This is a genomic window from Verminephrobacter aporrectodeae subsp. tuberculatae At4 (genome assembly GCF_000193225.1).
Taxonomy (GTDB): Bacteria; Pseudomonadota; Gammaproteobacteria; order Burkholderiales; family Burkholderiaceae_C; genus Acidovorax; species Acidovorax aporrectodeae.
In genome coordinates this window covers 1-24,675 of record NZ_AFAL01000423.1, presented here as the reverse complement: position 1 = coordinate 24,675, position 24,675 = coordinate 1, and the positions used below count along the sequence as shown (strand labels likewise).

General features: G+C 61.9%; 24 protein-coding genes and 2 pseudogenes. 19 read left to right on the top strand and 7 right to left on the bottom strand.

All coding sequences use genetic code 11. The features are described 5' to 3' along the window. Positions 1-13: 13 nt before the first annotated feature. The 5 genes from VTU_RS0113195 (at position 14) to VTU_RS27165 (ending at position 4,946) form a co-directional block, all read left to right on the top strand. Positions 14-1,255 carry a sugar ABC transporter substrate-binding protein gene (locus tag VTU_RS0113195; RefSeq protein ID WP_010104879.1) on the top strand — a complete coding sequence of 414 codons (1,242 nt, stop codon included), beginning with the start codon at positions 14-16 and terminating at the stop codon, positions 1,253-1,255. Between the two features lie 83 nt (positions 1,256-1,338). Next, positions 1,339-2,220, top strand: a complete 882-nt coding sequence (locus VTU_RS0113190) for a carbohydrate ABC transporter permease (RefSeq protein ID WP_010104878.1) — start codon at positions 1,339-1,341, stop codon at positions 2,218-2,220. Beyond that, positions 2,213-3,040 (top strand): carbohydrate ABC transporter permease, encoded by an 828-nt coding sequence (locus VTU_RS0113185; protein WP_407830246.1) that lies wholly within the window; start codon positions 2,213-2,215, stop codon positions 3,038-3,040. The genes VTU_RS0113190 and VTU_RS0113185 overlap by 8 nt, the downstream gene beginning before the upstream one ends. 29 nt (positions 3,041-3,069) lie before the next feature. Then, a complete protein-coding gene (locus VTU_RS0113180) occupies positions 3,070-3,849 on the top strand; it encodes a ThuA domain-containing protein (protein ID WP_029554379.1) in 780 nt (259 codons plus the stop codon). Further along, positions 3,846-4,946 carry a Gfo/Idh/MocA family protein gene (locus tag VTU_RS27165; RefSeq protein ID WP_010104870.1) on the top strand — a complete coding sequence of 367 codons (1,101 nt, stop codon included), beginning with the start codon at positions 3,846-3,848 and terminating at the stop codon, positions 4,944-4,946. The genes VTU_RS0113180 and VTU_RS27165 overlap by 4 nt, the downstream gene beginning before the upstream one ends. Positions 4,947-4,967: 21 nt before the next feature. On the opposite strand, the gene VTU_RS0113170 is transcribed toward VTU_RS27165, so the two are convergent. Continuing rightward, positions 4,968-5,333: a hypothetical protein gene (locus VTU_RS0113170; RefSeq protein WP_010104869.1), complete on the bottom strand. Its 366-nt coding sequence runs from the start codon at positions 5,331-5,333 to the stop codon at positions 4,968-4,970. A gap of 75 nt (positions 5,334-5,408) precedes the next feature. Continuing rightward, positions 5,409-6,107, bottom strand: a complete 699-nt coding sequence (locus tag VTU_RS0113165) for a Bax inhibitor-1/YccA family protein (protein ID WP_010104868.1) — start codon at positions 6,105-6,107, stop codon at positions 5,409-5,411. 213 nt (positions 6,108-6,320) lie between these two features. On the opposite strand from VTU_RS0113165, the gene VTU_RS0113160 reads away from it, so the two are divergent. After that, positions 6,321-6,728 (top strand): GlcG/HbpS family heme-binding protein, encoded by a 408-nt coding sequence (locus VTU_RS0113160; RefSeq protein ID WP_010104867.1) that lies wholly within the window; start codon positions 6,321-6,323, stop codon positions 6,726-6,728. Between the two features lie 34 nt (positions 6,729-6,762). Here the strand turns inward: VTU_RS0113160 and efp are convergent, their stop codons facing one another. Both efp and earP read right to left on the bottom strand, forming a co-directional pair. Next, positions 6,763-7,317 carry an elongation factor P gene (gene efp, locus VTU_RS0113155; protein ID WP_010104866.1) on the bottom strand — a complete coding sequence of 185 codons (555 nt, stop codon included), beginning with the start codon at positions 7,315-7,317 and terminating at the stop codon, positions 6,763-6,765. Between the two features lie 137 nt (positions 7,318-7,454). Then, on the bottom strand, positions 7,455-8,582 hold the full coding sequence (gene earP / locus VTU_RS0113150; RefSeq protein ID WP_050809504.1) for an elongation factor P maturation arginine rhamnosyltransferase EarP: 1,128 nt from the start codon (positions 8,580-8,582) through the stop codon (positions 7,455-7,457). A 153-nt stretch (positions 8,583-8,735) separates the two neighbouring features. Here earP and VTU_RS0113145 point away from each other — a divergent pair, with 153 nt between their 5' ends. From VTU_RS0113145 to VTU_RS0113090, 13 genes and pseudogenes are all read left to right on the top strand, one after another. Further along, positions 8,736-9,725: a Bug family tripartite tricarboxylate transporter substrate binding protein gene (locus VTU_RS0113145; RefSeq protein WP_010104862.1), complete on the top strand. Its 990-nt coding sequence runs from the start codon at positions 8,736-8,738 to the stop codon at positions 9,723-9,725. 52 nt (positions 9,726-9,777) lie between these two features. Continuing rightward, positions 9,778-11,738 (top strand): annotated as a pseudogene (uvrC, locus tag VTU_RS27160) (excinuclease ABC subunit UvrC). 260 nt (positions 11,739-11,998) lie between these two features. Next, a complete protein-coding gene (locus VTU_RS0113135) occupies positions 11,999-17,407 on the top strand; it encodes an NACHT domain-containing protein (RefSeq protein ID WP_029554377.1) in 5,409 nt (1,802 codons plus the stop codon). Between the two features lie 39 nt (positions 17,408-17,446). Continuing rightward, positions 17,447-17,647, top strand: a complete 201-nt coding sequence (locus tag VTU_RS32770; RefSeq protein ID WP_138927878.1) for a hypothetical protein — start codon at positions 17,447-17,449, stop codon at positions 17,645-17,647. Positions 17,648-17,818: 171 nt separating this feature from the next. After that, on the top strand, positions 17,819-18,166 hold the full coding sequence (locus tag VTU_RS0113130; protein ID WP_010104854.1) for a nucleotidyltransferase domain-containing protein: 348 nt from the start codon (positions 17,819-17,821) through the stop codon (positions 18,164-18,166). After that, positions 18,163-18,570 (top strand): HEPN domain-containing protein, encoded by a 408-nt coding sequence (locus VTU_RS0113125; RefSeq protein ID WP_010104852.1) that lies wholly within the window; start codon positions 18,163-18,165, stop codon positions 18,568-18,570. Before VTU_RS0113130 ends, VTU_RS0113125 begins: the two co-directional genes overlap by 4 nt. A gap of 56 nt (positions 18,571-18,626) precedes the next feature. Further along, on the top strand, positions 18,627-18,992 hold the full coding sequence (locus tag VTU_RS0113120; protein WP_438873583.1) for a hypothetical protein: 366 nt from the start codon (positions 18,627-18,629) through the stop codon (positions 18,990-18,992). Positions 18,993-19,127: 135 nt separating this feature from the next. Beyond that, on the top strand, positions 19,128-19,334 hold the full coding sequence (locus VTU_RS0113115; RefSeq protein WP_010104848.1) for a type II toxin-antitoxin system VapB family antitoxin: 207 nt from the start codon (positions 19,128-19,130) through the stop codon (positions 19,332-19,334). Further along, positions 19,331-19,765 (top strand): type II toxin-antitoxin system VapC family toxin, encoded by a 435-nt coding sequence (locus tag VTU_RS0113110; RefSeq protein WP_010104846.1) that lies wholly within the window; start codon positions 19,331-19,333, stop codon positions 19,763-19,765. The genes VTU_RS0113115 and VTU_RS0113110 overlap by 4 nt, the downstream gene beginning before the upstream one ends. A 16-nt stretch (positions 19,766-19,781) precedes the next feature. Then, positions 19,782-20,297 (top strand): tetratricopeptide repeat protein, encoded by a 516-nt coding sequence (locus tag VTU_RS30735; RefSeq protein ID WP_010104844.1) that lies wholly within the window; start codon positions 19,782-19,784, stop codon positions 20,295-20,297. Positions 20,298-20,383: 86 nt separating this feature from the next. Next, a complete protein-coding gene (locus VTU_RS0113100) occupies positions 20,384-20,848 on the top strand; it encodes an antitoxin PaaA2 family protein (RefSeq protein ID WP_010104843.1) in 465 nt (154 codons plus the stop codon). Next, positions 20,826-20,972, top strand: a complete 147-nt coding sequence (locus VTU_RS27150) for a type II toxin-antitoxin system RelE/ParE family toxin (RefSeq protein ID WP_081479817.1) — start codon at positions 20,826-20,828, stop codon at positions 20,970-20,972. Before VTU_RS0113100 ends, VTU_RS27150 begins: the two co-directional genes overlap by 23 nt. Beyond that, positions 20,969-21,871 carry a DMT family transporter gene (locus VTU_RS0113090; protein WP_010104841.1) on the top strand — a complete coding sequence of 301 codons (903 nt, stop codon included), beginning with the start codon at positions 20,969-20,971 and terminating at the stop codon, positions 21,869-21,871. The genes VTU_RS27150 and VTU_RS0113090 overlap by 4 nt, the downstream gene beginning before the upstream one ends. A gap of 8 nt (positions 21,872-21,879) precedes the next feature. Here VTU_RS0113090 and VTU_RS27145 read toward each other — a convergent pair. The 3 genes and pseudogenes from VTU_RS27145 to VTU_RS0113075 form a co-directional block, all read right to left on the bottom strand. Beyond that, positions 21,880-22,724, bottom strand: a pseudogene (locus VTU_RS27145) (class I fructose-bisphosphate aldolase). Positions 22,725-22,734: 10 nt separating this feature from the next. Continuing rightward, the gene (locus VTU_RS0113080; protein ID WP_010104835.1) at positions 22,735-23,730 is read right to left on the bottom strand and encodes an aldo/keto reductase; all 996 of its coding nucleotides are present in this window, start codon (positions 23,728-23,730) and stop codon (positions 22,735-22,737) included. Beyond that, entirely contained in the window at positions 23,727-24,674 is a 948-nt protein-coding gene (locus VTU_RS0113075) for an ABC transporter permease (RefSeq protein ID WP_010104834.1), read from the bottom strand. The genes VTU_RS0113080 and VTU_RS0113075 overlap by 4 nt, the downstream gene beginning before the upstream one ends. Between the last annotated feature and the right edge of the window lies 1 nt (position 24,675).

Sequence of the window (24,675 nt, the reverse complement as noted above, 5' to 3'; positions counted from 1 at the left end):
GGCATTCCCCGCCATGAAAACCAAAGCGAAGATAACCGCAGCTGCATTCGCGTTCGCCGCAGTCGTCATGGGGTGCTCGCGGGATGCAAGCGAAAACAGCACGGCTGACACGGGTGACATGAGCAAGGGGGCTGCCGGATCGGTCCTCCGCATTCTCGACTACTACATCAACGAGCCCGAGAAGAGCCACATCCAAATTGCGCTGGACCATTGCGCGACCGAACTCGGAGTCCGCATCAATCGGGAAATAGTGCCCGATAACACGCTCGTCCAGAAGGTGCTCCAAAAGGCTTCGGCCAGGACCCTGCCCGACGTTCTCATGCTCGACAACCCGAACGTTCAGCAGATTGCAGAATCGGGTGTACTCGCTCCCTTGATCGATTTCAACGTTCCCACGGCAGGCTATGCGAAGAACATTCTCGCGGCGGGCACCTATGACGGCAAGGTCTACGGTCTTGCGCCGACCGTCAACACACTCGCGCTTTTCTACAACAAGAAGATCCTCTCAGCGGCGGGAATGACGCCGCCCACAACCTGGGCCGAACTCCGGGATTCCGCCAAGAAACTCACGACAAGGGATACCTACGGTCTTGCGTTCACGGCTGCGGCGACTGCCGAGGGCAGTTGGCAGTTCCTGCCCTTCATGTGGTCCAACGGCGCAGATGAGTCGGACCTTTCCTCACCCAAGGTCTCCGAAGCCTTGCAATTGTTCATCAATCTCGTCAAGAACGGGTCGGTTTCCGAGAGTGTCGTCAACTGGAGCCAGAGTGACGTGAATGACCAGTTCATCGCGGGCAAGGCCGCCATGATGATCAACGGGCCGTGGAATATGCCCAAACTCAATCAATCAACCGGGCTTGACTATGGCATCGCTCAGATTCCCGTGAACATCGCAGGACAGACGCCGATCACTCCGCTTGGCGGCGAAATGTGGACCGTCCCTCGGACCGGAGACAAGGGCAAGATGGCGTTGGCCGCCCGTTTCGTCGAATGCATCAACAGTGACGAGAACCAACTCGCGTTGGCCGAGCAGCGGCTCACCGTTCCCACCAAAACGGCGCTGGTTCCACAGTTCGTCGCCAAGGTTCCGTCGATGAAGGTGTTCGCAGAGCAGGTTGCCAGCGCACGCAGTCGCACCGGAAAACTCGGGGTGAAATGGCATGACACCTCCGTGGTCATTTACTCCGCCGTGCAGCTGGGGCTCACCGGCAAGGCATCGTCCGCAGATGCCTTCAAGCAAGCCGCTGCGAAGTGACGCGGTTCTCCGCCCGCCCCTGATACGCCATGCACAGTTGCGCAGAATCCGCCCCTTCAAAGGGATGCGCAGGTTCCTGGGGAATGGCGCGGGAGCATCGCTATCTCGTCGGCTTTCTGATCCCCGCACTCCTCTTTCTCGCCGTGTTCTTCGGGTATCCGCTGCTCTCCAACGTCGCCATGGGTTTTCAGCAGTACACAGCGAAAACCTTCTTTACCGGCCAAGCCCCGTGGGTGGGGTTCGCGAATTACGCGAAGGCCTTCGCGAGCACGCTCTTTGCCCCGTCGCTCCTGAACACTGCGCTGTTCACGGTGGGATCCATCCTGGGTCAGTTCGGTATCGGACTCGCACTCGCGCTCTTCTTTTGCAAGAAATTTCCTCTCAACAACGTTCTTCGGGCATTGCTTCTCTTGCCCTGGCTTCTTCCCCTGATCGTATCGAGTGCCACGTGGCGCTCCATCCTCGATCGGGACAGTGGAATCCTGAACGCGGCCCTTCAGTATTTTCACCTCGTGAGCGAGCCCGTTCCGTGGCTGACCAGTCCGGACGTCGCGCTTCTTGCCGTTCTGCTCGTGAACATCTGGGTCGGGATACCGTTCAACGTCACCATTCTCCATGCGGGCCTGCAGGCCATTCCGGAGGAACTCTACGAAGCCGCTGCGCTCGATGGTGCAACCGGACTCAAGAGTTTCCGCCACATTACCTGGCCGTGCCTGCGCCCTGTCGTCAGCGTTGTGCTGATCCTGGGTGTCATCTACACCATCAAGGTACTGGACATCATTCTTGGCCTGACGAATGGGGGACCGGCGAATTCCACACAAACACTGACGATCCGCGCGTACCAGGAGTCGTTCGTGCGCTTTGACTTCGGTGTCGGAGCGGCGTATGGCAACATACTCATCCTCATTTCGCTGGTGTTTGCCGTGATTTATATTTTCTCGAATCGCAAGCGAAATGATGCATAGGGTGGCTGCATTCGTCTGGCTCCGGCGTCCGCTGTATACCGCAGCGGGAATCGCGCTGCTTGCGCTGATGCTTTTCCCGGTTTACTGGATGGTGAATGCCTCCCTGCAGAAGTCCGGAAATACCCTGTCCACGGAACTGTTTCCGATGGCGCCCAACTTGGACGGCTATGTCCGGGCCATCACCGAACAGGGCGCGAACCTGATTACGAGTCTCGTCGTATCGCTGTGCACCGTGGCATTGTCGCTCGCCATTGCGGCGCCCGCTGCCTACGCGCTGGCACGCCTGCGCGGCCGGTGGGTGGACGCCATCCTCTTCGCCATCCTCGTCTCGCAGATGATTCCGGGAATCGTGATTGCGAACGCCCTCTACCCGGCGTACAACAGTCTCCACCTGCTCAACAGCATCCCCGGGCTGGTGCTCGCCGACGCCACCGCCGGGATTCCATTTGCCATCTTGCTCATGCGATCCTTCATGCTGGGTTTGCCACCCTCACTCGTTGAAGCCGCCTGCGTTGACGGGGCAGGACCCATTCGCACATTTGTCTCGATCGTCGTGCCCGTCAGTCGCAATGCGATCATCACGGCGGGACTATTCACGTTCCTTTTCGCGTGGAGCGATTTTCTCTTCGCGCTCACACTGACGACGACCAAAGCGGTTCGACCGGTGACACTGGGGATCTACCAGTATCTCGGCACCCAGGTGTCGAACTGGCAATCGATCATGGCAACCGCAGTCGTTTCCTCATTGCCCGCCATTATTCTCCTGCTCGTCGCCCAACGCTTCATTACGGCCGGGGCGCTGGGCGGATCGACGAAGTAATACCCTCCCACCACGCAGAAAGCAGCATCATGAATTCCGGAAGATCTCCACTTCGGGTAGTCGTTTGGGGCGAAGCCCGGCACGAGAAGGTCGAGCCCAAGGTGGCCGCGATCTACCCCGACGGCATGCACCATACGATCAAGGCGGGAATCGAGGAATACCTCGGCGACTTTGCGACCGTGACGACCGCGACGCTGGACGATCCGGAGCACGGTCTCAGCGAAGCACGGCTGCAAGACACGGACGTTCTCGTCTGGTGGGGCCATATGGCGCACGACCAAGTGGCGGACGCGGTCGTGGAGCGGCTGCACCGGCAGGTTCTTGACGGCATGGGCCTGGTCGTACTCCACTCGGGGCATTGGTCGAAGATATTCGTGAAGCTCATGGGAACGACGTGCACTCTGCGCTGGCGAAGCGAACACGACCGTGAATTGATCTGGACAGTGGATCCGACGCACCCCATCGCGCAGGGAGTTCCGCACCCCATCATCATCCCCGAGCAGGAAATGTATGGCGAACAGTTTGATATTCCGGTGCCGGATGAACTCATCTTCATCAGCTCGTTTTCCGGGGGCGAAGTCTTTCGCAGCGGGTGTACCTTCCGCCGTGGAAACGGGAGGATTTTCTACTTCAGCCCCGGCGACCAAGACTATCCTGTCTACCACCACCCCGACATTCGTCGGGTGATTGCAAACGGTGTGGCCTGGGCGCGCAGCGACCGGGCGGCGCGCGAAACGCCCACCCTGCTGCGCTACGACACCGGCGCGTTCTATTCCGGGCAGGGGTACGCGGGGGCCCTCGTCCGATGACTGCCTTTGCAACCCTGGACGACCCAAGCCGCGCGGCGCGCCTCGTTCTGGTGGGCGCCGGTGCCATGGGAGCGAACTGGGCATCGCTCATTCTGGGCACCGCCGGCGCGGAACTGGTCGGCGCCGTCGATATCGTTCCCGGCGCTGCGGCGCGGCTGCTTGCCGGCCTGTCCCGGAACACGGCCATGGCAGCGGAGTCGCTCGCAGACCTTGTCGGCGCGGGAATCGCCTTTGACGCCGTCGTCAATGTCACCGTCCCCGCCGCGCACCACGCCGTGACGACGGATGCGCTGTTTCGCGGGAAGGCGGTGCTCTCGGAGAAGCCCCTGGCACCCACGGTGGCGCAGGCGATCTCGCTCGCAGCGGCTGCGGCGGTCACGGGGCGGCTGCTGATGGTCAGCCAATCCCGCCGCTACTTCCGGGGACTGACCTCCTTCAAACGGACGGTGAAGGCTCTTGGCCCGGTGGGATTGCTGACGAACGACTTCTTCAAAGCACCGCATTTCGGCGGCTTTCGCGAAACCATGGCGCAGCCGCTGCTTGTCGATATGGGCATCCACCCATTCGATGCGGCGCGTTTCATTCTCGACGACGAGCCGGTATCGGTTTACTGCGAATCGTTCAATCCAAGCTGGAGTTGGTACGCAGGCGACGCCGCCGCGACGGCATTGTTCACCTTCTCCCGGGGAACCCGGTTCCGCTACACGGGCAGCTGGTGCAGCCCTGGGGACGAGACCAGCTGGAACGGCGCCTGGCGTGCGAGCTCCGGGCAGGCAAGCGTACTCTGGGACGGCGCGAATCCCCCCGTGTCCACGCACGCGGACGTCGTGCCACTGGATCCGGCAGAGCCCGAGGAAATCGCAGCCGCGCTCGCCGAGTTCATTCGTGCGCTGCGCACCGGCGCGGAGCCATCCGGAATCGCTGACCGAAACCTTGTGAGCCTTGCCATGGTCGAGGCCGCCGTGTTGTCCGCCCAGCGCGGCGCAGCCGTGCGCATTGCGGACGTGCTGGCGGATGCGCGCAACGCGGCCCTTGGCGCAGAGTCGCGCGCCGAGGTCCGCGCGCACCTTTTGGCGCAGCAGGCGGGCAGCGGCTGACCCGGGCCTTCCTGTATCCGTTCAACTGCGGTTACGGCGCGGTTCGGTCTCGATGCGGGGCTCCGGCTTGTCCAGCTTGCCGAGTACCGGGGGCGTGCCCTCGATCTTGTTCTCGCGCATGTAGCCGTCCATGTCCTTCCAGCCCGCAAACACCGAGGCTTTGGGGGCCTTGGGATTCAGCACGAAGCAGTCTTCCGGACCGCGCAGGGCATGGCGGCATGCCCCACCAATGGCCCTGGCTTCCTCCTCCCGCTGCGCAACAAGCCGCTGGTCGGAGCCCCCCAGCCCGGGGATTTTGTCGCAGCCGGCGAGGAGCCAGCAGATGCTGGAGAGAGCCAGCAGGCGCAGGGCGATGGAGGGGGTTTTGCGTTGCATGTCCTTGCCCATATCGGCAGGCCGCCGCCATGGTTGATGCAAAAGGCCCCCGAAGGGGCCTTTTGGCGAAACGCAGAAGGGAGGGAATCAGTCGCGCTCGCCGCCCATGATTCCGAGCAGCACCAGCAGGCTCTGGAACACGTTGAAGATGTCCAGGTACAGGGCCAGGGTGGCGCTGATGTAGTTCGTCTCGCCGCCGTCGAGGATCTGCTTGAGGTCGTACAGCATGTAGGCGCTGAAGATGCCGATGGCCGCCACGGAGATCACCATCATGCCGACGCTGGAGCCGACGAACACGTTGATGATTCCGCCCGCCATGAGCACCAGCGCGCCCACCATGAGCCACTTGCCCAGGCCCGACAGGTCGCGCTTGATCACGCTGGCCAGACTGGCCATGACGAAGAACACGCCCGCCGTGCCGGCAAACGCCGTCATGATGAGCTCGGTGCCGTTGCTGAAGCCCAGCACCGCGCCGATCAGACGCGAGAGCATCAGGCCCATGAAGAACGTGAACGCCAGCAGCACCGGCACGCCGGCGGCCGAGTGCTTGGTCTTCTCGATGGCGTACATGAAGGCGAACGCGCCGCCCAGGAAAACGATCAGGCCCAGACCGCCGTGCAGCGCCTGGGTGATTCCGGTGGCCACGCCGATCCAGGCGCCAAGCACCGTGGGGAGCATGCTCAGGGTCAGCAACCAATACGTGTTGCGTAGTACCTTGTGGCGCTCTTCCCGCGAAATGCCATAGCCCGCAGAGTGGCCCAGGGTGGTGATTTGATGATCAGTCATCTTGTGTCTCTCCTCGGTAGGTCTGCACGACGCAGACAGGGTGGATTCTAGAGGGTTCCGGCTTCCGGTCCAGCAGCAACCCATCCCGCAAGCCTGCTTTTGGGTAAGGAGATACTTTTCCCGGGCGGCCCGGCCGCCGGGATGCGGCTATGCTCGACGGCTAGCGGCGGCCCGCTTGCGCGCGGCCCAGACATTTTCTTTCCGGAGATTCCCATGAAAACCAAGCACGAACTCGAACTCGCCGACGTCAAGGCGATTGCCGCTGCGGCCGAGGCCGAAGCGCTCAGCCAGGGCTGGGCCGTGACGATTGCCATCGTCGACGACGGAGGGCACCTGCTGTGGTTGCAGCGCCTGGACGGCGCCGTTGCAGTGTCCTCGCACATCGCCCCTTCCAAGGCCCGCACGGCCGCCCTGGGCCGCCGCGAGAGCAGGCTGTACGAGGAGGTCATCAATGGCGGCCGCGCATCCTTCCTGAGCGTGCCGACCATCGACGGCCTGCTCGAAGGCGGCGTGCCGATCATGCGCAACGGCGAATGCCTGGGAGCCGTGGGCGTGAGCGGTGTGAAATCCACCGAGGACGCACAGATCGCGCGTGCCGGCATTGCGGCGCTGGGCCTTTGACCGGCCTGGTGGCCAAGCCTGCGGGGCGTTTCAATCAGACGCGCTTGCGGTATTCACCGGTGCGGGTGTCGATTTCGATCCTGTCGCCCTGGGCCACGAACAGGGGGACGGCCACTTCAAAGCCGGTGGCGAGCTTCGCGGGCTTGAGCACCTTGCCGGAGGTATCGCCCTTGACGGCGGGCTCGGTCCAGGTGATTTCGCGCTCGACGCCGGTGGGCAGTTCGACCGAGATCGCCTTGCCGTCGTAGAACACCACTTCCAGCGACATGCCGTCCTCCAGATAGTTCAGCGCGTCGCCCATGTTTTCGGCTTCGACTTCGTACTGGTTGTAGTCCGTGTCCATGCAGACGTACATGGGGTCGGCAAAGTACGAGTAGGTGCACTCTTTCTTGTCCAGGATCACGTTGTCGATCTTGTCGTCGGCCTTGAACACGACCTCGGTGCCGAAGTTGGCGATCAGGCTCTTGAGCTTCATGCGCACGGTGGCTGCGCCGCGGCCGCCGCGGGCGTATTCGGTCTTCAGGACGACCATGGGATCCTTGCCGTGCATGACGACGTTGCCGGCGCGGATTTCTTGAGCGATTTTCATAGCAGGTTGCTTGGGGTTGGGGCCGCTCGATGCGTTGGCCGGCGGCGGCGCGCCGTGCCGACGCATGTTCCGCGGCGGGAATGCGCGCAGCTGTCAGGACGCAGGTCGCGCGCCTGCTTTGCGCAAAGCCCTGGATCTTAGCGTTTTTCCAGAACGAAACCCAAAAGTTGGGTGGCGAGATCGTCCTGCGCCAACAACCGCGCGCGCGCGGCCTGGACGCAGGCGCTCCATTCGGCCAGGGTGTCGTCGCCGGGCCAGCGCAGCGGCGCGTTGTCCAGCCCACTCCAGCGCGCATGGAATTGCCGCAGCGCAGGCGGCGCCTGCAACCAGTCCAGAAACGCCCACAGCTTCGCATGGTGGGCCCCGTCGTCCTGCGGGTAGGGCTGCCAGACCAGGGCCTGCCCGGCCCACAGCGCCCGCACCAGCGAGTCCTCGCCGCGCACGGCGTTGAAATCGCAGGCCCACAGCAATTCGTCGAACGCCGGCTGGGGGCAGGCTTGCAGGCAGACCACGGCAAGCTGCCCGTGCTGCGGATGCGCGCGCTCCACGGCGCGCGGGGCCAGCGCCGCCTGCACCGCCAACGCTGCACGCCCCGGGGTAACCAGCAGGCGCGTGCACCGGCTCTGGCTCTGGCTTTGCGCAAGCAGTTCGGCCAGCGCCGGGGGCTCGTAGCAAAACAGCGACATCCAGCGGCATCCCTCGCCTGATCCACCCTGCGGATGGGACGCGGCAAGGGCCTTGCGCCACCCCATGCGGTCAAACGCGCTGCGCCGGGCCAGCAGATCCGGCTCACGCAGCAGGCCCCCGGTGGCCGGCGTGAATCCGGGGTAGAAGAACCAGCGCGCCCAGCCCGCGGCGGGGCCCGACATGATCGGCGAGGGCAGCCGGTGGTTGCGCTCCGCATGCGGCTCTGCCGACAGATGTTCCAGGTTGATCCAGACGGGTTTTCGGCCCGTGGCGCCGGATCGGTGCACGCTCGATGCCAGCAAGCCGGGATCCATCTCGCAGCCGAACGCCTCCAGCAGCACGTCCGGCGCGCGCTCGTGGGGCGCCGGCGCGGGCGCACCCCAGGCGCGCAGTTCCACCCCCGGGCAGCCTGCGGGCGCCATCCACTGCAAGGCCGAGGCGTCGTCGACCCACAGGCGCACCCGCTGGCCGCGCCCCGCAAGCTGCGCCGCCAGGCGCCAGCACACGCCGACGTCGCCAAAGTTGTCGATCACGCGGCAAAACAGGTCCCATTGCAGGGCTTGCAGCGGGGGGAGGATGGGGTCATGGGGGCGCCGATCGTACCCTGCGCGGGGGACCCCAAAGCGACTGAAAAACGCTGCGCTATCATGCCGTCGCCGCTGGCCACGCCCATGCCATCCCCTGGGGGGCCAGAAATGCTCCGGAAACGGTGCGCCAAAGACCTCCCGCATATGCAGAAAACAACCCGCAAACGATCCACCCGCCTGCTGGCCACGGCCGCGCTGGCTGCCGCGCTGTGCAGCAGCGCCGGCGCGCAGAGCGCGTATCCCGGCAGGACCGTGACCCTGGTGGTGCCCACCGCCGCTTCCGGCACCACCGACTTCTCGGCCCGCATGCTGGCCCAGGCGCTGGCGCCCGTGCTGGGCCAGTCGGTGGTGGTGGACAACCGGGGCGGGGGCAGTGGCAGCATTGCGGCGTCGGCCGTCAAAAGCGCCAAGGCCGACGGCTACACCTTGCTCATGCAGTATTCGGGCTTTCATGTGATTTCGCCGCACATCACCAAGCAAAAGCAGTGGGAGCATGCGGACTTCCAGCCCGTGGCCAACGTGATCTCCACGCCGCAAATCATCGTGCTGCGCAGCGACCTGCCCATGCAGACGCTGGCCGAACTGATCACCTACGCCAAGGCCAACCCCGGCCGGCTCAACTACGCGTCGTCGGGCGCGGGATCGTTGCAGCACGTGACGGGCGGCATGCTCGAGCAGCAGGCCGGGATCAAGATGACCCACGTGCCCTACAGCAAGGGCACCGGCCCCGCGCTGCAAGACCTGCTCGGCGGCCAAGTGGACCTGACCTTTGGCACCGCGCCGTCGTTCCTGCCGCACGTCGCCAGCGGCAAACTGCGCGTGCTGGCCGTGACCGGCAAGGAGCGCCTGCCCAGCCTGCCCGACGTGCCGACCACCGCCGAAGTCGGCTACCCCCAGGTCAACGCGTCCTCGTGGTTTGCCGTGTTCGCACCCGCCGCCGTCCCCCGGCCCGTGATCGACCGGCTCACCGCCGACATCCGCACCGTGGTGCAGAGCCCGGCCTTCAGGCAGAAGGCGCAGGAGCAGGGCATCACGGCCGACTACCAGAATCCGCAGCAGCTCGGAGACAAGGTCCGGGCCGACCTGGCGAACTGGGCGCCAATCGTCAAAGCCTTGCATCTCAAGGTGGAATAAGCGCAGCCCCGCGGGGGCCCCGAGCGCCCCGGGCGCGGCCACAATACGCGCCATGTCTGCTGTGCATTCCGAAGAACTGCTCGCGCAGGTCGCCGCGCTGCCTGCGCTGCCCGGCGTCTACCGCTATTTCGACGCCCAGGGCGCGTTGCTGTACGTGGGCAAGGCACGGCACCTGCGGCGCCGCGTGGCGAGCTACTTCAGCAGGAGCCATGACGGCACGCGCATCGGCCACATGGTCGGCAGGATCGCGCGCATGGAAACCACGGTGGTGCGCTCCGAGGCCGAGGCGCTGCTGCTCGAAAACAACCTCATCAAGACGCTGAACCCCAAGTTCAACATCCTTTTCAAGGACGACAAAAGCTACCCCTACCTCAAGATCAGCGGCCGGCCCGGCCCCCCCCCGCGCGCGACGCCGCGCCGGACCAGCGCTTTCCCCGCATGGCCTACTACCGCGGCGCGGTGGACAAGAGGCACCGCTACTTCGGCCCGTACCCGAGCGCCTGGGCGGTCAAGGACAGCATCGATCTGCTGCAAAAGGTCTTTCGGCTGCGCACCTGCGAAGACACGGTATTCGCCAACCGCACGCGGCCCTGCCTGCTCTACCAGATCAAGCGCTGCACGGCGCCCTGCGTGGACCTGATATCGCCCGAGGCCTACGCCGTGGACGTGCACCACGCCGAGGCGCTGCTGCGCGGCGAGACGCAGGAACTGCTGCAAGACCTGGAGGCGCGCATGATGGCGCATTCCGACCGGCTGGAGTTCGAGCAGGCGGCCGAGCTGCGCAACCAGATCCAGGCGCTCGCGCGCGTGCTGCACCAGCAGTCCATCGAGAGCGCCAACGACCGGGACGTGGACATCCTCGCCGTGCGCGTGCAGGGCGGCCGCGCCTGCGTGAACCTGGCCATGGTGCGCGGCGGTCGGCATCTGGGCGACCGCCCGTACTTTCCCGTGCACGTGGAAGACGCAGCCGTGTTCGAGAAAGAAAGCGAGCGCGCCGAAGACGCCCCGCCCCCCCGCCCCGTGGAGACGCTGGTGCTCGAAGCCTTCATCGCCCAGCACTACATCGGCGTTCCCGTGCCCCCCGTGCTGGTGACCAGCGAGGCGGTGGACAGGGCGCTGCTGGACGCGCTGTCCGAGCAATCCGGCGTGCGCGTGGGCGCCGTGCACCAGCCGCGCGAACAGCGCCGCGCCTGGCTCGACATGGCGCAAAAGAACGCCGACCTGCAACTGGCCCGCCTGCTGGCCGAAGAAGGCTCGCAGCAGGCGCGCACGCGCGCGCTGGCCCAGGCGCTGGACCTGCCGTCCGAAGACCTGGATCGGCTGCGCATCGAATGCTTCGACATCTCGCACACGGCGGGCGAAGCCACCCAGGCCTCGTGCGTGGTATTCCACCAGCACAAGATGCAGGGCAGCGAGTACCGCCGCTACAAGATCGAGGGCATCACCGGCGGCGACGACTACGCCGCCATGCGCCAGGTGCTCACGCGCCGCTACGGCAAGCTGGTCGAGGCCGCGCGCGAGGCCGGCGGCATCGACTTCACAGCCCACCCCAAGGGCGTGGCGCAGCTGCCGGACCTGGTGCTGATCGACGGCGGCAAGGGCCAGGTGGGCGTGGCGCGCGAAGTATTCACGGCCCTGGGGCTCGACCTGGCGCGCATCGTCGGCGTGGAAAAGGGCGAGGGCCGCAAGGTGGGTCTGGAAGAGCTGGTGTTTGCCGACGGGCGCGAAAAGGCCTACCTGGGCAGGGATTCGGCCGCGCTGATGTTGGTGGCCCAGATCCGCGACGAAGCGCACCGCTTTGCCATCACCGGAATGCGTGCCGCGCGCGCCAAGCTGCGCGTGGGCGGCGGCCAACTCGAGGAAATCCCCGGTGTCGGCCCCAGAAAACGCGCCCGGCTGCTGCAACGCTTTGGCGGGGTGCGCGGGGTTGCCGCGGCCAGCGTGGAGGACCTGGCCACGGTGGACGGCATTTCGCCCGATCTGGCGCAAGAGATTTACCGTGCGCTGAGGTAGCTGCGGGGTCGGTCCATGAGGGTACATTTCGTTATGCACAAGGGTTCTGCATCCATTTCCCGTGCACCGGACAAACCGGCAAGGTGTTGTGAATGAAAGTTTCATGCGGTGAAGACTTAGCCAACTATGGCAGCCCCGCGCCATGCGGACACACCCACGGGGGCGTGGGCGAAGCGTTCACAGGGGGACGCGCGGACCGGGTAGCTGATCCCTCACTGCGAGGGCTGCGGGCTGTTCAGGTGCTGATATCAAGGTAGCAGATGCCACAATCACCTGAACTCGCCGGCGGCGAGGGTTTTACTTTTGAGGGGAACGTGGCTGCGTTCTATCTCACTGCACTGCTGGCTGAAGACCGTGCGCCCGGCATCGAAGATGGAACCGTAGTTTGCGTTTCGCTTCAGCAGCGCGACTTCGGTGAACCGCTCGACGATGTAATCGTTGACTTTAAAAGTTCCGCAGGAGATCCTGCTCGCCTTAGCCTGCAAGTGAAGCGGACGCTCACGATCAGTGGCGCGAAAACGAATACCGACTTTCGCGAAATCATTCGCGATAGCTGGGCCACCTTCAGAAAGTCTGATTTTCGTATCCGTTCCGACCGCTACGGGTCAGCAGTTGACACGGTCACCCCCGCAAAAGAGCGAGCACTCAATACCATTTGCAATTGGGCCCGTGCAAGTCTGACGGTTGAGAATTTCGACACTCGCTTTGCTGAAGGTGGCCATGCCAGTTCCGAGTTCAAAGAAGTCAAGAAAGCTATCGTTGCCTTACTGAACGAGGCAAAAGGAATACCGTGTACGAATGACGAAGTGCATCAGTTCCTTGCGCACTTTGTGCTGATCCGGTTCGACTTCCTTGGTGCAAGTGCTACCAATCCACCTGACGCCATCAATCGCATCCGGGACTGTCTTGCGTTCAATGACGCGGACAAGGCACCCCTCGTCTGGTCGCGTATCGTTCAATTGGCCCGTGAATCGGCGGGTAAAGCGGGACAGTTTGATCGTGCGCAGCTTGTGCGCTTTATATCGTCTGTCGCACGTCTCCGCGGAGCGACTTCCTTGCGCCGCGACATCGACACGTTGACGGAACTTGCAAGGAGCTATGCAAATTCCATTCCGGATGATATTGGCGGAATGAAACTTGCCAGAACTTCGCTCCTTCAGGATTTGGATAACAAGCTCGCTACGGCCCGTGTCGTCCAGATTCGCGGCTTGCCAGGAAGTGGGAAATCGGTTGTCGTGAAGCAAGCGTTACAGCGCGCACTAGACCACGGACCGATCCTCTTTCTCAAAGCTGAACAAATCGAAGGCACCAGTTGGATCAGCTATGCAGACTTAAATGGCCTCTCAGGCACCTCCCTGGAGCCGCTTCTCGTAGAAATCGGAGCCACTGGCACCCCCATTCTCTTCATTGATGCGATTGATCGCATCGAGAAAAAACATCAACCCGTCATACTTGACGTGATCCGTGCCATCACGGAGTCCCCGCTGCTCGCCAACTGGTGCGTCGTTGTCTCCCTTCGCGACACCGGCATGGAAGCACTTCACATTTGGCTTGGTGCCCTCCTTGATGCTCTGAAAGTCGAGACGCTTGACGTTGCCCCGTTGAACGAAGAAGAAGCCGAGGAACTTGCTGACGCCAAGCCACACCTGAGGCCACTTCTGTTTGGGCAGAGTCAGGTAGAGGAGATCGCTCGACGCCCCTTTTTTGCGAAAGTGCTGGACCAGCGTTATAGGGCAGCCAATCGCGGCGTCCCAGAATCTCCCCCTCAATCTGAAATCGATCTGATCGAGAATTGGTGGCGATCGGGCGGTTACAACGAATCTGGCCAAAGCGCGATGGAGCGTCAGCATGCGCTGCTTGCCTTGGCGCGTATTCGTGCCCAGCAGCCTCATCAGCCGATCAAACTTAAGCAGCTTAATTCGGTTGCATACCTTGCTGACCTGAGGTCGGATGGAATACTCCAAGATGCCCGTGGAGGAATCTCTGTTCGTTTTGCGCACGACATTTTCTTCGAATGGGCCTTTTTTCATGTGCTGAGCGGTTGCGATGCCCAATGGATGGAGGAGATCAGGGCTTGCGGTGAGCCACCGTCGGTAGCTCGCGTCGTCGAACTCGTCTCCCAATGGGAGTACACCCGGGGAAAAGACTGGCAGGTGCACCTTGTCCGAACCGAGGCTTCTGGCCTTAGATCACAATGGCTACGGGCTTGGCTGCTCGCTCCTCTCGGAACTGCGCTGTTCGAGGTCGATGAAGAACAGTTCGCAAGAGCCGTTTTTGCTGACGACTTTCGCCTTTTCAGGAAGGTGCTCGTCTGGTTCCAAGCCGCGAAGACGTCTCCAAACGAGAACATCCGTACTGATCTTCCACAAGAGGAACGCGAACAGTTCGCCTATTTTCTCAGTTGGCCCTCCGACTTCGCTGCATGGTATCGCCTCATCAACCTTATCCTTCGGCGTATTTCAGATATCCCGCAAAGGCTTTTCCCGGAGATCAGCGCCATCTTTCAGGTCTGGCAGAACGCGCTGGCCGACCATCGCAATCCAGCGTCGCGCGCGCTTCTTCTGCGATGTGCTATCTGGCTCGCCGCTATCGGCGAAAGCAGTTTTACCAATGGATCTGGCGAGCAATCTACGTATTGGCAGAAGGTTCCCGACTTGGACACTTTTCGGAAAGACTTGGTTCGACGCCTCCTGCGATCGTCGAAAGTCGAGCCGACACTTGCGAGGGACTATTTGCAACGGGTTACCAACGCAGAACGCATCCAGGGTGATGTATTTCATGACATCGTCGTTTTCTCGCCATACCTTGCCCAATCGCTACCCCAGTCAGTCGTCGAACTTTCACTGGCATTTTATCAGGAAGAACTCCCGGACCAGCAAGTCGCTCGGGAAGAGCAGGAGTTTGATGTCGCAGCCAAGCGGCGCGAAGCCGCCAAACTGGAAGCAAAACGTACGCATCAAAAAATTGCAGTTGCGGGCATTTCGGTTGTGCAAGCCAATTTTGGCCCCTTGAACTGGAATAGGCTATCAATCAACGATGACTATGAACGCCCCTCGTCTCCTTCGCCGCGTCGAGAGCCTTTTCATTCACTTTTCCAATCATCTCCCAACGATGCACTGCGACTCCTGAAGGGGCTCTGCAATCACGCGATAACTGCGTGGCGACAGTTGCATAGCCACTTACGTGAATATCGCCATGGCGACATACCCATACCGCTCGAACGGAGTTTTCCATGGGGAACCCAAATATTCTGGGGCACCGACAGGGAGTATCTCTGGTTCAGGGCGATAAGGGTGCCGGACGCCATAGGCTGCGGATTCCTGGCGCTTGAGGAGTGGTGCTTTGCCGAACTCGAGCGCGATCGTCCCGTTGATGAACTGATCAAGCAAATCGTCGAGGGAAACGAGTGCATTGCCATCCTGGGCACCGCATCGATGCTCGCGCTTCACACCAGGACGGTATCCGAAACGACGTTTCCGCTCTTCACGTCACAGCGATTGTTGGCAGCGGATAATAATCGATGGTTGCAAGATATATCGTCAGCGACAATGCCAATAGAGTTCACTCATGACACCAAAGCCGACATTGAGGCGATTCAAGCAGCAAATGCTCGACCGGTTCGCAAAATGGAACTGCTTTGGATGCTGCCCGCATTCGTCCTTGCGGGAGGGCCGATCAGCGCCAGAACCCGCGAAGCGATCCTGAATTTCAAGAACGATCTGCCTTACCAGTACGAAGAGCAGCGCAACGCTTCGAAGGTGCAGGAACATCTCGCAGCGCAGGCCCTCAAATACGCTGAACGGGCCGATTCAGAAAACTATGTCCTCTGCAGCATCAAAGAGGATGCGAGCCAGCACGCGATTGTCCATGTCAGTCCTTCTGCCGCAGAACCTGAAAACGTCGCGAGGGCTGAAAATGCTGCTAAGCGACTTGAGCAGATGTGCCTTTGGATGAGCCTTTTGTCGTGGGCGTCCACGTGTCTCGAAAAGAAGACACTGTCGAGTGACACCTTCACGATAGATAGGGCCATCACATTGGCCAGGGAAGGGGATTCCAGCGATCTATTCAAGTACCTGAACAACGCGAACGAAGATCAATCTTTGGATTGGCGCCGTGACGCGATCGCCGCTACCGCAGCCCTCATACTCAACTTTCGAAAAGGGCGCGCTTCCAAAGATCTTGAGTGGGCCCGTGACGTCCTTAAGCGCGCTATCCGTCTGCTTGATGCGTTCGATCCGATGAGACTACCCGTCCCGTTGCACGATGTGATCCATGCAGTAGTACGAGGTATCGTAGCGGACCTTCGCGAAGGTACCGCAGCGAACGATGCGACTCGCGATCTCTTTGTACTCATCGCGCACCCGCTTGAAGCTATTTCGTTGGCCGCACTCAAAGAGACTTGCACACTTTCGTCCGGAAACCCCAAACTGGCTTGGGCTGCGCTTATCCTGGCATTCTCGCTTTGCCACGTTCAACCGCGATCAGTTGATCTGGATCTGTCCCTCCATCACGAAAAATCGGACCACTTGCCAAGTGAGACACGAGCGGCGATTGACGCAGCTCTTGCGTTCTACGAGAACGGAAACGGATGGGATTCACTTCCATTGCCACCTCCAGCTTGGGAAAGGATCGAGCCGGGAAATGGTCGGCGGCGGGTCTATGAAAGGAATGACTGGGATGATGCAGACGAATCGATTGAAGAATGGGACGAACCGGTTTTCTGGAATTCAAAGCAGGCAGCAAAAACCCTCGGGTCCATTCCATTCGATGATATTCTGCGCAGTGATGCAAGGAGTGCGCTACTCGACTTTATCGCCAGCGTTCTCAACTGGACCATCGAGAAGAAAGAACCGCCTTCGGCGATACCCAGACGCCGATATCCATCGACTTCCCGCATCTCTGAACGGTCATGGATAAATGCCCTAGGGACAGGGCTTGGCCTGATGGCTGGCCTTCTGCCGCTTAAGGACTTTCAGGCGCGCTTCCTGGACCCGATTTTCGGACTCAAGGACGACAACTGCTGGGAACTCCTTCATCCATTCACGAGCATCTACGTCTGCGCCTACGTGTACGATGCGCCGGTTGTTCCGACCGACGCAATCGCGACGCTTGACCTCTGTCTTGATCGATTCCTCCAAGCGCCTGCCTTCAAGCGCAGTTTGGGCAGGAGTGTGGGATTTTCAGGCAATATGGTGTTTCTTGTTGACATATTGATGTTTGTATCAATTAAAAAACGCGCGAATTTGGCTGCGCGTTACATCAATGGCAACTGGTCCGAAGTTCATCTTATCCTGCCTCTGATTGATCGTTTTGTTCGCGCTGGCGGATGGACTGCTTCCGTGATGGACGCATTTTTGAAATTCTGTAAGCAAGCTCAATCCAATTACCCGGTTAAGGACTTCGCGGACCAAGTGCTCGCGACTATCGGCGACGGACCTGATCGCTTAAATGGTTGGTATGGAACTATTATTCCTGAACACATTGCAGAGCTTGTGCAGTATTTTGCATATCGTGAATCGCCGATGGATCAGGATCTGGCACACAAGTTTCTGCGAATTCTCGACATTCTGGTTGACATGGGGGATCGGCGAAGCGCAGCACTCCAACTTGGTGAGGTATTTCGCGAGACTCGTTTGTCTTCTCCGCGTGGAACACCCTCTGCGTCATAATAGCTGTCGCCTCGATAGGCCAAAAAATCCGGGGCGGTGATGAAAGATGAAAATGACTCGATGCGGACAAGTATCCAAGGACAAAGCGGTGGCAAGATTGCTGCCGTCGCACAGCGCAGAACGGACATGGCCAAGCAAACTGATTTGCCGGGCCACTGGCCTTTTGCGCATCGGCTACGGCGCTTCGTTGGCAACCCGGCACCATTCCCCAAGGTGGATTTTTCGACCCGCTTGCGTTAATGCCCAAGTAGGGGCCACTTCAGAAAACGGAAGAATCGCAGGTTTGTGACAAGCCTGCCAAGGCAGTCGGCGCGGCACGGAAAATCAAGGAATTGCAATTTTCGAAAATAATTCTTGAAGTTCTATTTTTGATTGCATACCATCTCAACGAGTTTTTCTAAGGAGCAACGCATGAGGCAGAGCGAACGCATTGACCACGACACCGAGAAGGCCGTCCGGCGCTTTCTTGCTCTGATCGCTGCCCGCTACGACATGGCGGGCGCAATCGTCTATGGCAGTCGGGCCCGGGGGACGCATCGCCCCGACAGCGACGCTGATGTAGCTGTGCTCCTGAAAGGGGAACATCAAAGGGTTCTGCCGACCACGCTGGCAATGGCCGACGTGGCTTACGACGTGCTGCTGGAGACGGGTATCAACATCTCGCCTCTGCCGGTGTGGCTGGATGAATGGGAACATCCGGAAAACTACTCCAATCCAGCACTGCTTCACAACATCGCCAGGGAGGGAGTCAGGCTGTGAAGGCGCAAGACTTGATGGCGAAGGCCGTGCAGGCGGCAGCGTCGGCGAAGGTGCTGCTCGATACGGGAGACGCCGACGGCGCATCCAACCGGGCGTACTACGCCATGTTCGATGCCGCTCGCGCCGCACTGCTAGCCTCGGGGTTCGATGTGGGCAAGACGCACAAGGGCGTCCTCAACGCCTTCAGTGATCGTCTGGTCAAGAACGGGCCTCTGCCGAAGGAAATTGGCCGCCTCTTGAAACACGCTGAGGCGTTCCGCTACGTGGCCGACTACGAGAGTGATCCAGTGGAACTGAGCGATGCACGGGAAATGGTGGAGCAGGCCGAAACCTTTGTGGCAACCATGCGGGTCGAGTTCATGCCGGAAGAATCCAACGACGACAATTATGGGATGGAACCATGACTGACGACGACAGCAAGGATGCTTCGCGCCAGAGCGCAGGAGCGGCGCAAATGAGCATGTCCTGCATCGAGGCGCTGGCCAGCGCCTGGGCACGTATCGCCGAGGAAATGGAATTCCCGGCCGACTACGAGGGCACGGCCTCAGCAGAGGCGCATCGGGCCAGCGAGGCCATTCAGGAGCGGATTCGGGAACACATCGTCGCGAGCAAGGACATGCGCCTGTTCGGTCTGCTGCATTTGTTGGGTCAAGCGTCGCTGGGCATGGAGCAAGCGCTGTGGCCGCAGGAATACGAGCGGATGACCCGCGCGGCGGAGAAGGCGCTTCGGAAAGCCGACGACCCCAACGCCAAGTCATACACGCACGAAGAAGTCATGCGGTCGGTGCAGGAACGCATCGACCGGGCGCGGGACAAGCCCTGTTGATCGGTTATGCCCGGGTGGCTGCGGCGCTTCGCCGACGAGCCGGCGCTGCACGCCCCAAGGCGGATTCTTCGGCCCGTTTGTGCTGATGCTTTTTTTGATGCACGATGACATCGTTTTCCATGCAAAGGACTCCCCATGCGCACCACGGTCACCATCGACGATGCCCTGTACGAACAAGCCCTGGAAATGGCCGACCCCGGGATGGACAAGTCGGACATTTTCAGGGAAGCCATCAGGACCTTTGTCCGGGTGCAAGCCGCGAAGCGCCTTGCCGCCCTGGGCGGCACGATGCCCGGGATGCCGGACGTACCGCGTCGCCGGGAAGAGCCCGTCGTGCCATGACGGTGCTGGTCGATACCTCCGTGTGGATAGACCATTTCCGCAATGGCCGCGACACGCTGGTTGACCTGATCGAGCAGGACCTTGCGCTGACCCACCCGATGGTCATCGTCGAAATCGCCTGCGGCACCCCCCCGGCGCCGCGCATGCAGACGCTCCGCAGCATGGGCCTGCTGCAGCCCTGCCGTCAGGCGGGCTGGAGCGAACTCATGGACTTCATCGGGCGCGAGCGGCTGTACGGCCTGGGCTGCGGCTTGGTGGACCTGTCGCTGCTGGCGTCCACCCTGATCACGCCCGGCGCCCGGTTATGGACGCTGGACAAGCGCCTTGCCGCATTGGCTGAGCGCTTTGGCGCAGGCCATCCGACGCCGCTGCATGAGCGCGGCGGCGTGCGCTCCCCATCGTTTCGTGTGGAACACAAGCAGCCCATGTGACAACGGACGCGAGGCAATGATGAACACCATGTATGGGGATATCAAAACGGCGGTGAAAAATTCGCTTGCCGGCAAACACCGGGTGGCCATCGGGATGTTCAGAAAGTTGCTCGCGGCCAGTGCCGCGCATGATCCCGTGTTGCGCGCAGAGGCCGGCTTTGCTTTTGATCGATCCGGGAACGAAGCCGAAGCAATCCCGCTGTACCAATCGGCTCTCCAGGGCGATTTGCCGGACCCCATGAGGGTCGGCGTATATTTTTGTCTGGCTTCTTCATACAGGAACGTCGGTAAAAATGCCCTCGCGCGCGCAGCGGTGCGGGAGGCGCTGAGTTTGTTCCCTGGGGAGCCGCTTTTCTTGGTCATGTCAGCGATACTGGATTTTGATGGCGGCAGGCCGCAGAAATCCGTCGCCTGCCTGTTGCAGGTTATTGCCAGGCATGTTCAAGGACACAGTCTCGATCCTTACCGCTGGTTTTTTGAACGCGAAAGCCGAAAAATCAGGCGCGGGCATGGAGAAGCCCGTTCGGTGTGAGGATCGGCATCAAGCGTGGCGCGATGCCGACTTATAAGTAACCGGATAAGATGTCAGTCATTATTTCTTCTACAAAACGTGCAGTCATGGCAATCACAACCGACACCATCGACCATACGACCCTTACCCATCTCGTGGAGGCTGGAGCCGTGCGAGGCGCCGATGTCATCGGCCACGGCAGCGGCTGGGGCGTCGTCGTCAAGTACGGCACGACCGAGCGCGCACTCGCCGCCAGGCGGGGGGCCGTGCGGACGTTCCGCAAGTTTGAAACCCTGGTCTCCTACCTCAAGGGGCTTGGGATTTCCCGATACAACGTCAACGCCGCCGACTTCGATCCGCAGGCGCTCAAGATAAGCCGCGTGAGGCCCGATGCCTCCGAACGGATGCGCAGCGCCTTCGAGGCCAAGGCGCACACCGATTGGGTGCGCGAGAAGGTTGCTGAATCACTGGCCGATCCACGGCCCAACATACCGCACCGCCATGTCATGGACGAGGTGCAAGCCCTGATCGACTCGAAACGCAAGCAGCATGCAAGCAAGGCCGCGTCTTGAGTGGCGTCCGCAGGCCAGCGCCGATTTGCTGGAGATCGTGGCTTACATCGCGGACGACAACCCCGACGCTGCCCAGAAGCTGAAAGGCAAGATCGAGGCCAAGGCCGACAAGGGAACAGCATGAGCGCATCTTCCGACAGACACGCGACCATCCTCGCGACGTTGTCAATGATTGGATCTGCGGCCTGCTGGGGCGGGGCAACGGTCATGAGCAGAGATCTGCTTGGCCATTTCTCACCACCTGCCTTGCTGGTCATTCAATTGATTGCCAGTGTGCTGGCACTGGTCATTTTGTCCATCCCGCACAGACCATGGACTCACCTGTCCCCTGCGCTTGGCAAGGCATCTTTGACAGGGGTGCTTGAACCTGGACTGACATACAGCATCGGCTTATGGGGGCTGAGCCTTACGTCGGCAGGCAGTGCTTCCATCATCAGTTCCACGGAACCAATATTCATTGTTTTCCTGGCTTGGCTGATATTCAGAAACAGACCCACCAGCAAGTTGTCGTTGTGCATATTGATTGCAGTCGTGGGCCTGATGTTTGTCTCCTATGATTCCGCATCGACGGAAGCAGACAAGAGCTTGGCAGGGGACATGCTCATCGTTCTTTCCACTGCGTTCGCGGCCAGCTATGTCGTTTTTTCATCCAAGCTGGCCGAAAAATTTCCTGCGGCAGTATTGGCAAGCGGGCAGCAGGTGGTTGGTCTGCTATGCGCCCTGATTATTTATTCGGTGGCAAGGCTTTTCGGTACTATTTCCGAAAATATTTTGAATATCAGTCCAGGCGTCTTGATTTATGCGGCCTCATCCGGCATTGTTCAGTACGCCCTGGCATTCTGGCTTTATCTGATTGGCCTCAAGCACTTGAGCCCCAGTGCCGCCGGACTCTGGCTCACGCTCGTACCTGTCTTCGGTGTCGTTGGCGCTTACTTCTGGCTCGGTGAAGTTCCAACGCCCCTCATGTTGCTCGGCATGGTTCTGATCGTTGGAGCGGTGACGGTGGGACACCAGGAAAAGTAGCGCGGTGCTCAGCTGGCGTCCGCCCCGTAGAGCTGCCAGGCGCGTTCGGCGCTGGCGTTTTCGTGGACCATGGCCATCAGCGCGTGCACCACGCCTTTGGGGTTGCGGTGCTGGTAGACGTTGCGTCCGTAGACCATGCCTGCGGCGCCCTGGTCGAGCAGTTCGCGCGAGCGCGCAAGCACCTGCTGCAGGTCCTCCTTGCCGCCGCCGCGGACCAATACCGGGCAGCGGGCCGCTTGCACCACACGGTGGAACTCGGCGGGGTCTGCGGTCGGGTCCGCCTTCACGACGTCGGCCCCCATCTCGCGCGCCAGGCGCACCAGTGTGACGATCTTCCCGGCGTCGCCATCGACCATGTAGCCGCCGCGCGCGGTGTGCGGTGACATCACCAGCGGTTCGATCATCAGCGGCATGCCGTAGCGCTCGCAGTCGGCGCGCACGCGCGCGATGTTGAGCACGCACTGGCGCAGCAGGTCGGGTTCGTCGGGCAGCATGAACAGGTTGAGCACGGCGCAGGCGGCGTCCATCTGCACGGCCGGCAGCACCGGGTCGTCCTGGTTCTGCAGCAGCGCCCACATCACCCGGTGGCGCGTGGCGTTGTACGGGTTGCCCATGTCCAGGCGCAGCACCAGCGCCGGTTTGTCGCGCCCGCTGCGCCGCTGCAGAAGGTCCGCCTGGCCGTAGTTGAGCTGGATGGCGTCGGGGCCGGCGGCCACGAGCTGGTCCATCACCACGGGCATGTCTTGCAGCCCGGCGAGGAAGTCGGGTTCGTTGCAGACGCCGTGGTCGAGCGCGATGTCCAGGCAGCGCCCGCGTTCAGCATGCGGTTCAAGCGGGCTTCTTTTTTTTCCATGGGGTGCTCCTCAGAGGCTGCACGGGGCGAACAACGGGCCGAGGTGCCGTTGCGCAGCGCCATCTACCAGCGCCTGGTCTGCGTCGGTCAGCGCGACCGTGGCCGCGCCGGCGTTCTGCAGCGCCTGCTGCGGCGTGCGCGCGCCGCACAGTGCGACAGAGACCGCGCCGCGCGCCACGGTCCAGGCGATCATCAGCTGCGCGAACGTGCAGCCCAGCCGCTCGCGCAGCGGCTCGACCTCCTGGAAGAAGGCCCCGAGCTTGGCCCGGTTTCCTGCTGAAAAGCGGGGGTTGCCAGCGCGCTGGTCGTCGCCGCTGAACTGGCGTGCGGGATCCATCGGCCCGGCCAGCAATCCCATCGCCAGCGACGAATAGCCGAGCACGGCGATCTGGTGCTCGGTGCAGATCGGCAGCAGCGTCGATTCGATCTCGCGGTCGATCAGGCTGTAGCGCTCCTGGATCGCATCGACCGGGCCGTACTCCAGGTATTCCTGCAGCGTCTCGGGGCTCACGTTGCTCACGCCGATGGCGCGGATCTTTCCCTGCGCCCTGAGGTCGAGCAGCGCGCCCATGGTTTCGGTCACGGGCGTGGTTGCGTCTTGCCAGTGCGTGATGTAGAGGTCGATGTAGTCCGTCTGCAAGCGCATGAGGCTTTGCTCGACCTCGTGGAAGATCGATGCGCGCGCCAGGTGCCGGTACACCGGAACGCCCGCTTCGTCAAAGAAATGCGTTCCCTCCCGCGTGTGCCACACCAGGCCGCACTTGGTGGCAACGATGGCCTGGTGGCGGCGCCCCTTGAGCGCTTTGCCGAGCAGGCGCTCGGCGTGGCCCAGGCCGTAGGCGGGCGCGGTGTCGATCAGGCGGATGCCGGCGTCGATCGAGGCGCAGATTGCGTCGATGGCGGCGGCGTCGTCGCTGCCGCCCCACATCCATCCGCCCATGGCCCATGTGCCCAGGCCGATGGCCGGGCATTGCAGGCCGGAGTGTCCGAGTTGGATCGTTTTCATCGGGCGCCCTTTCTGGTGTTCAACAAATGATCGATGGTGACGGCCACCAGCAGGATCAGCCCCTTGATCACGTCCTGCCAGTACGGCGAGACGTCGAGCAAGATCAGCGAGCTGGTCACCACGGACAGCAGGGCCAGGCCGAGCACGGCGCCGAGCACCGTTCCGGAGCCGCCCTTGAGGCTGGCGCCGCCGATCACCGCGGCCGCGATGACGTTGAGCTCCATGCCCATGCCGAAGGTCGGCGTCGCAGCGCCAAAGCGCGCCGTGTAGACCACGCCCGCGACACCGGCGAGCGCCGAGCACAGCACCGTGACCCAGAACTTGACGTGCGCCGTTCGGATGCCGGAGTACAGCGCCGCCTTCTCGTTGCTGCCGGTGTAGAAAACCTTGCGCAGCAGGCTGGCGCGGCGCAGCGCGAAATCGCTCACGGCGACGATCGCCACGAAGATCAGGATCACGGCGGGGACGCCCGCGACCGCGCCCTGTCCGATGAATTTGAACTCGGCCGGCAACGCGAACAGCGACTGCGGCGTTCCCTGCGTGAGCGCCAGGCACAGGCCGCGCACGATGACCATGAAGGCGAGCGAGGCGATGAAGTGATTCAGCCCGATGCGCGTCACGCAGCCGCCGATCAGGGCGCCGACGAGCGCGCTCGCGGCAATCGCCACGAGACCGGCTGTCCATGGATCCAGGCCCATCAGGAACAGCTTGCCGGTGACCACCATCGCGAAGCACACCACCGAGCCTACCGACAGGTCGATGCCGCCCACGATAAGCAGGACCGTCATGCCGACGACGACGATGCCCTCGATCGAGAAGGACAAGAGCAGCGCACGCACGTTGTCCCAGGTCAGGAAGTACGGCGACGCAAAGCCCATTGCGACGCACAGCGCCGCGATGATCAGCAGCAGCCCCGTCTCGCGCATGCTCGCCAGCCGCGCCATC

What these genes read in the sequence shown, in the direction of transcription:
- VTU_RS27150 (WP_081479817.1), top strand. Translation starts at nt 20,826, where the DNA reads ATGCAAGCAAGGCCGCGTCTTGAGTGGCGTCCGCAGGCCAGCGCCGAT.
- VTU_RS0113135 (WP_029554377.1), top strand. Translation starts at nt 11,999, where the DNA reads ATGCCACAATCACCTGAACTCGCCGGCGGCGAGGGTTTTACTTTTGAG.
- VTU_RS0113180 (WP_029554379.1), top strand. Translation starts at nt 3,070, where the DNA reads ATGAATTCCGGAAGATCTCCACTTCGGGTAGTCGTTTGGGGCGAAGCC.
- VTU_RS27165 (WP_010104870.1), top strand. Translation starts at nt 3,846, where the DNA reads ATGACTGCCTTTGCAACCCTGGACGACCCAAGCCGCGCGGCGCGCCTC.
- VTU_RS32770 (WP_138927878.1), top strand. Translation starts at nt 17,447, where the DNA reads ATGAAAGATGAAAATGACTCGATGCGGACAAGTATCCAAGGACAAAGC.
- VTU_RS30735 (WP_010104844.1), top strand. Translation starts at nt 19,782, where the DNA reads ATGATGAACACCATGTATGGGGATATCAAAACGGCGGTGAAAAATTCG.
- VTU_RS0113170 (WP_010104869.1), bottom strand. Translation starts at nt 5,333, where the DNA reads ATGGGCAAGGACATGCAACGCAAAACCCCCTCCATCGCCCTGCGCCTG.
- VTU_RS0113115 (WP_010104848.1), top strand. Translation starts at nt 19,128, where the DNA reads ATGCGCACCACGGTCACCATCGACGATGCCCTGTACGAACAAGCCCTG.
- VTU_RS0113190 (WP_010104878.1), top strand. Translation starts at nt 1,339, where the DNA reads ATGGCGCGGGAGCATCGCTATCTCGTCGGCTTTCTGATCCCCGCACTC.
- VTU_RS0113195 (WP_010104879.1), top strand. Translation starts at nt 14, where the DNA reads ATGAAAACCAAAGCGAAGATAACCGCAGCTGCATTCGCGTTCGCCGCA.
- efp (WP_010104866.1), bottom strand. Translation starts at nt 7,317, where the DNA reads ATGAAAATCGCTCAAGAAATCCGCGCCGGCAACGTCGTCATGCACGGC.
- VTU_RS0113080 (WP_010104835.1), bottom strand. Translation starts at nt 23,730, where the DNA reads ATGAAAACGATCCAACTCGGACACTCCGGCCTGCAATGCCCGGCCATC.
- VTU_RS0113145 (WP_010104862.1), top strand. Translation starts at nt 8,736, where the DNA reads ATGCAGAAAACAACCCGCAAACGATCCACCCGCCTGCTGGCCACGGCC.
- VTU_RS0113100 (WP_010104843.1), top strand. Translation starts at nt 20,384, where the DNA reads ATGGCAATCACAACCGACACCATCGACCATACGACCCTTACCCATCTC.
- VTU_RS0113165 (WP_010104868.1), bottom strand. Translation starts at nt 6,107, where the DNA reads ATGACTGATCATCAAATCACCACCCTGGGCCACTCTGCGGGCTATGGC.
- VTU_RS0113090 (WP_010104841.1), top strand. Translation starts at nt 20,969, where the DNA reads ATGAGCGCATCTTCCGACAGACACGCGACCATCCTCGCGACGTTGTCA.
- VTU_RS0113185 (WP_407830246.1), top strand. Translation starts at nt 2,213, where the DNA reads ATGCATAGGGTGGCTGCATTCGTCTGGCTCCGGCGTCCGCTGTATACC.
- VTU_RS0113160 (WP_010104867.1), top strand. Translation starts at nt 6,321, where the DNA reads ATGAAAACCAAGCACGAACTCGAACTCGCCGACGTCAAGGCGATTGCC.
- VTU_RS0113130 (WP_010104854.1), top strand. Translation starts at nt 17,819, where the DNA reads ATGAGGCAGAGCGAACGCATTGACCACGACACCGAGAAGGCCGTCCGG.
- VTU_RS0113110 (WP_010104846.1), top strand. Translation starts at nt 19,331, where the DNA reads ATGACGGTGCTGGTCGATACCTCCGTGTGGATAGACCATTTCCGCAAT.
- VTU_RS0113075 (WP_010104834.1), bottom strand. Translation starts at nt 24,674, where the DNA reads ATGGCGCGGCTGGCGAGCATGCGCGAGACGGGGCTGCTGCTGATCATC.
- VTU_RS0113120 (WP_438873583.1), top strand. Translation starts at nt 18,627, where the DNA reads ATGTCCTGCATCGAGGCGCTGGCCAGCGCCTGGGCACGTATCGCCGAG.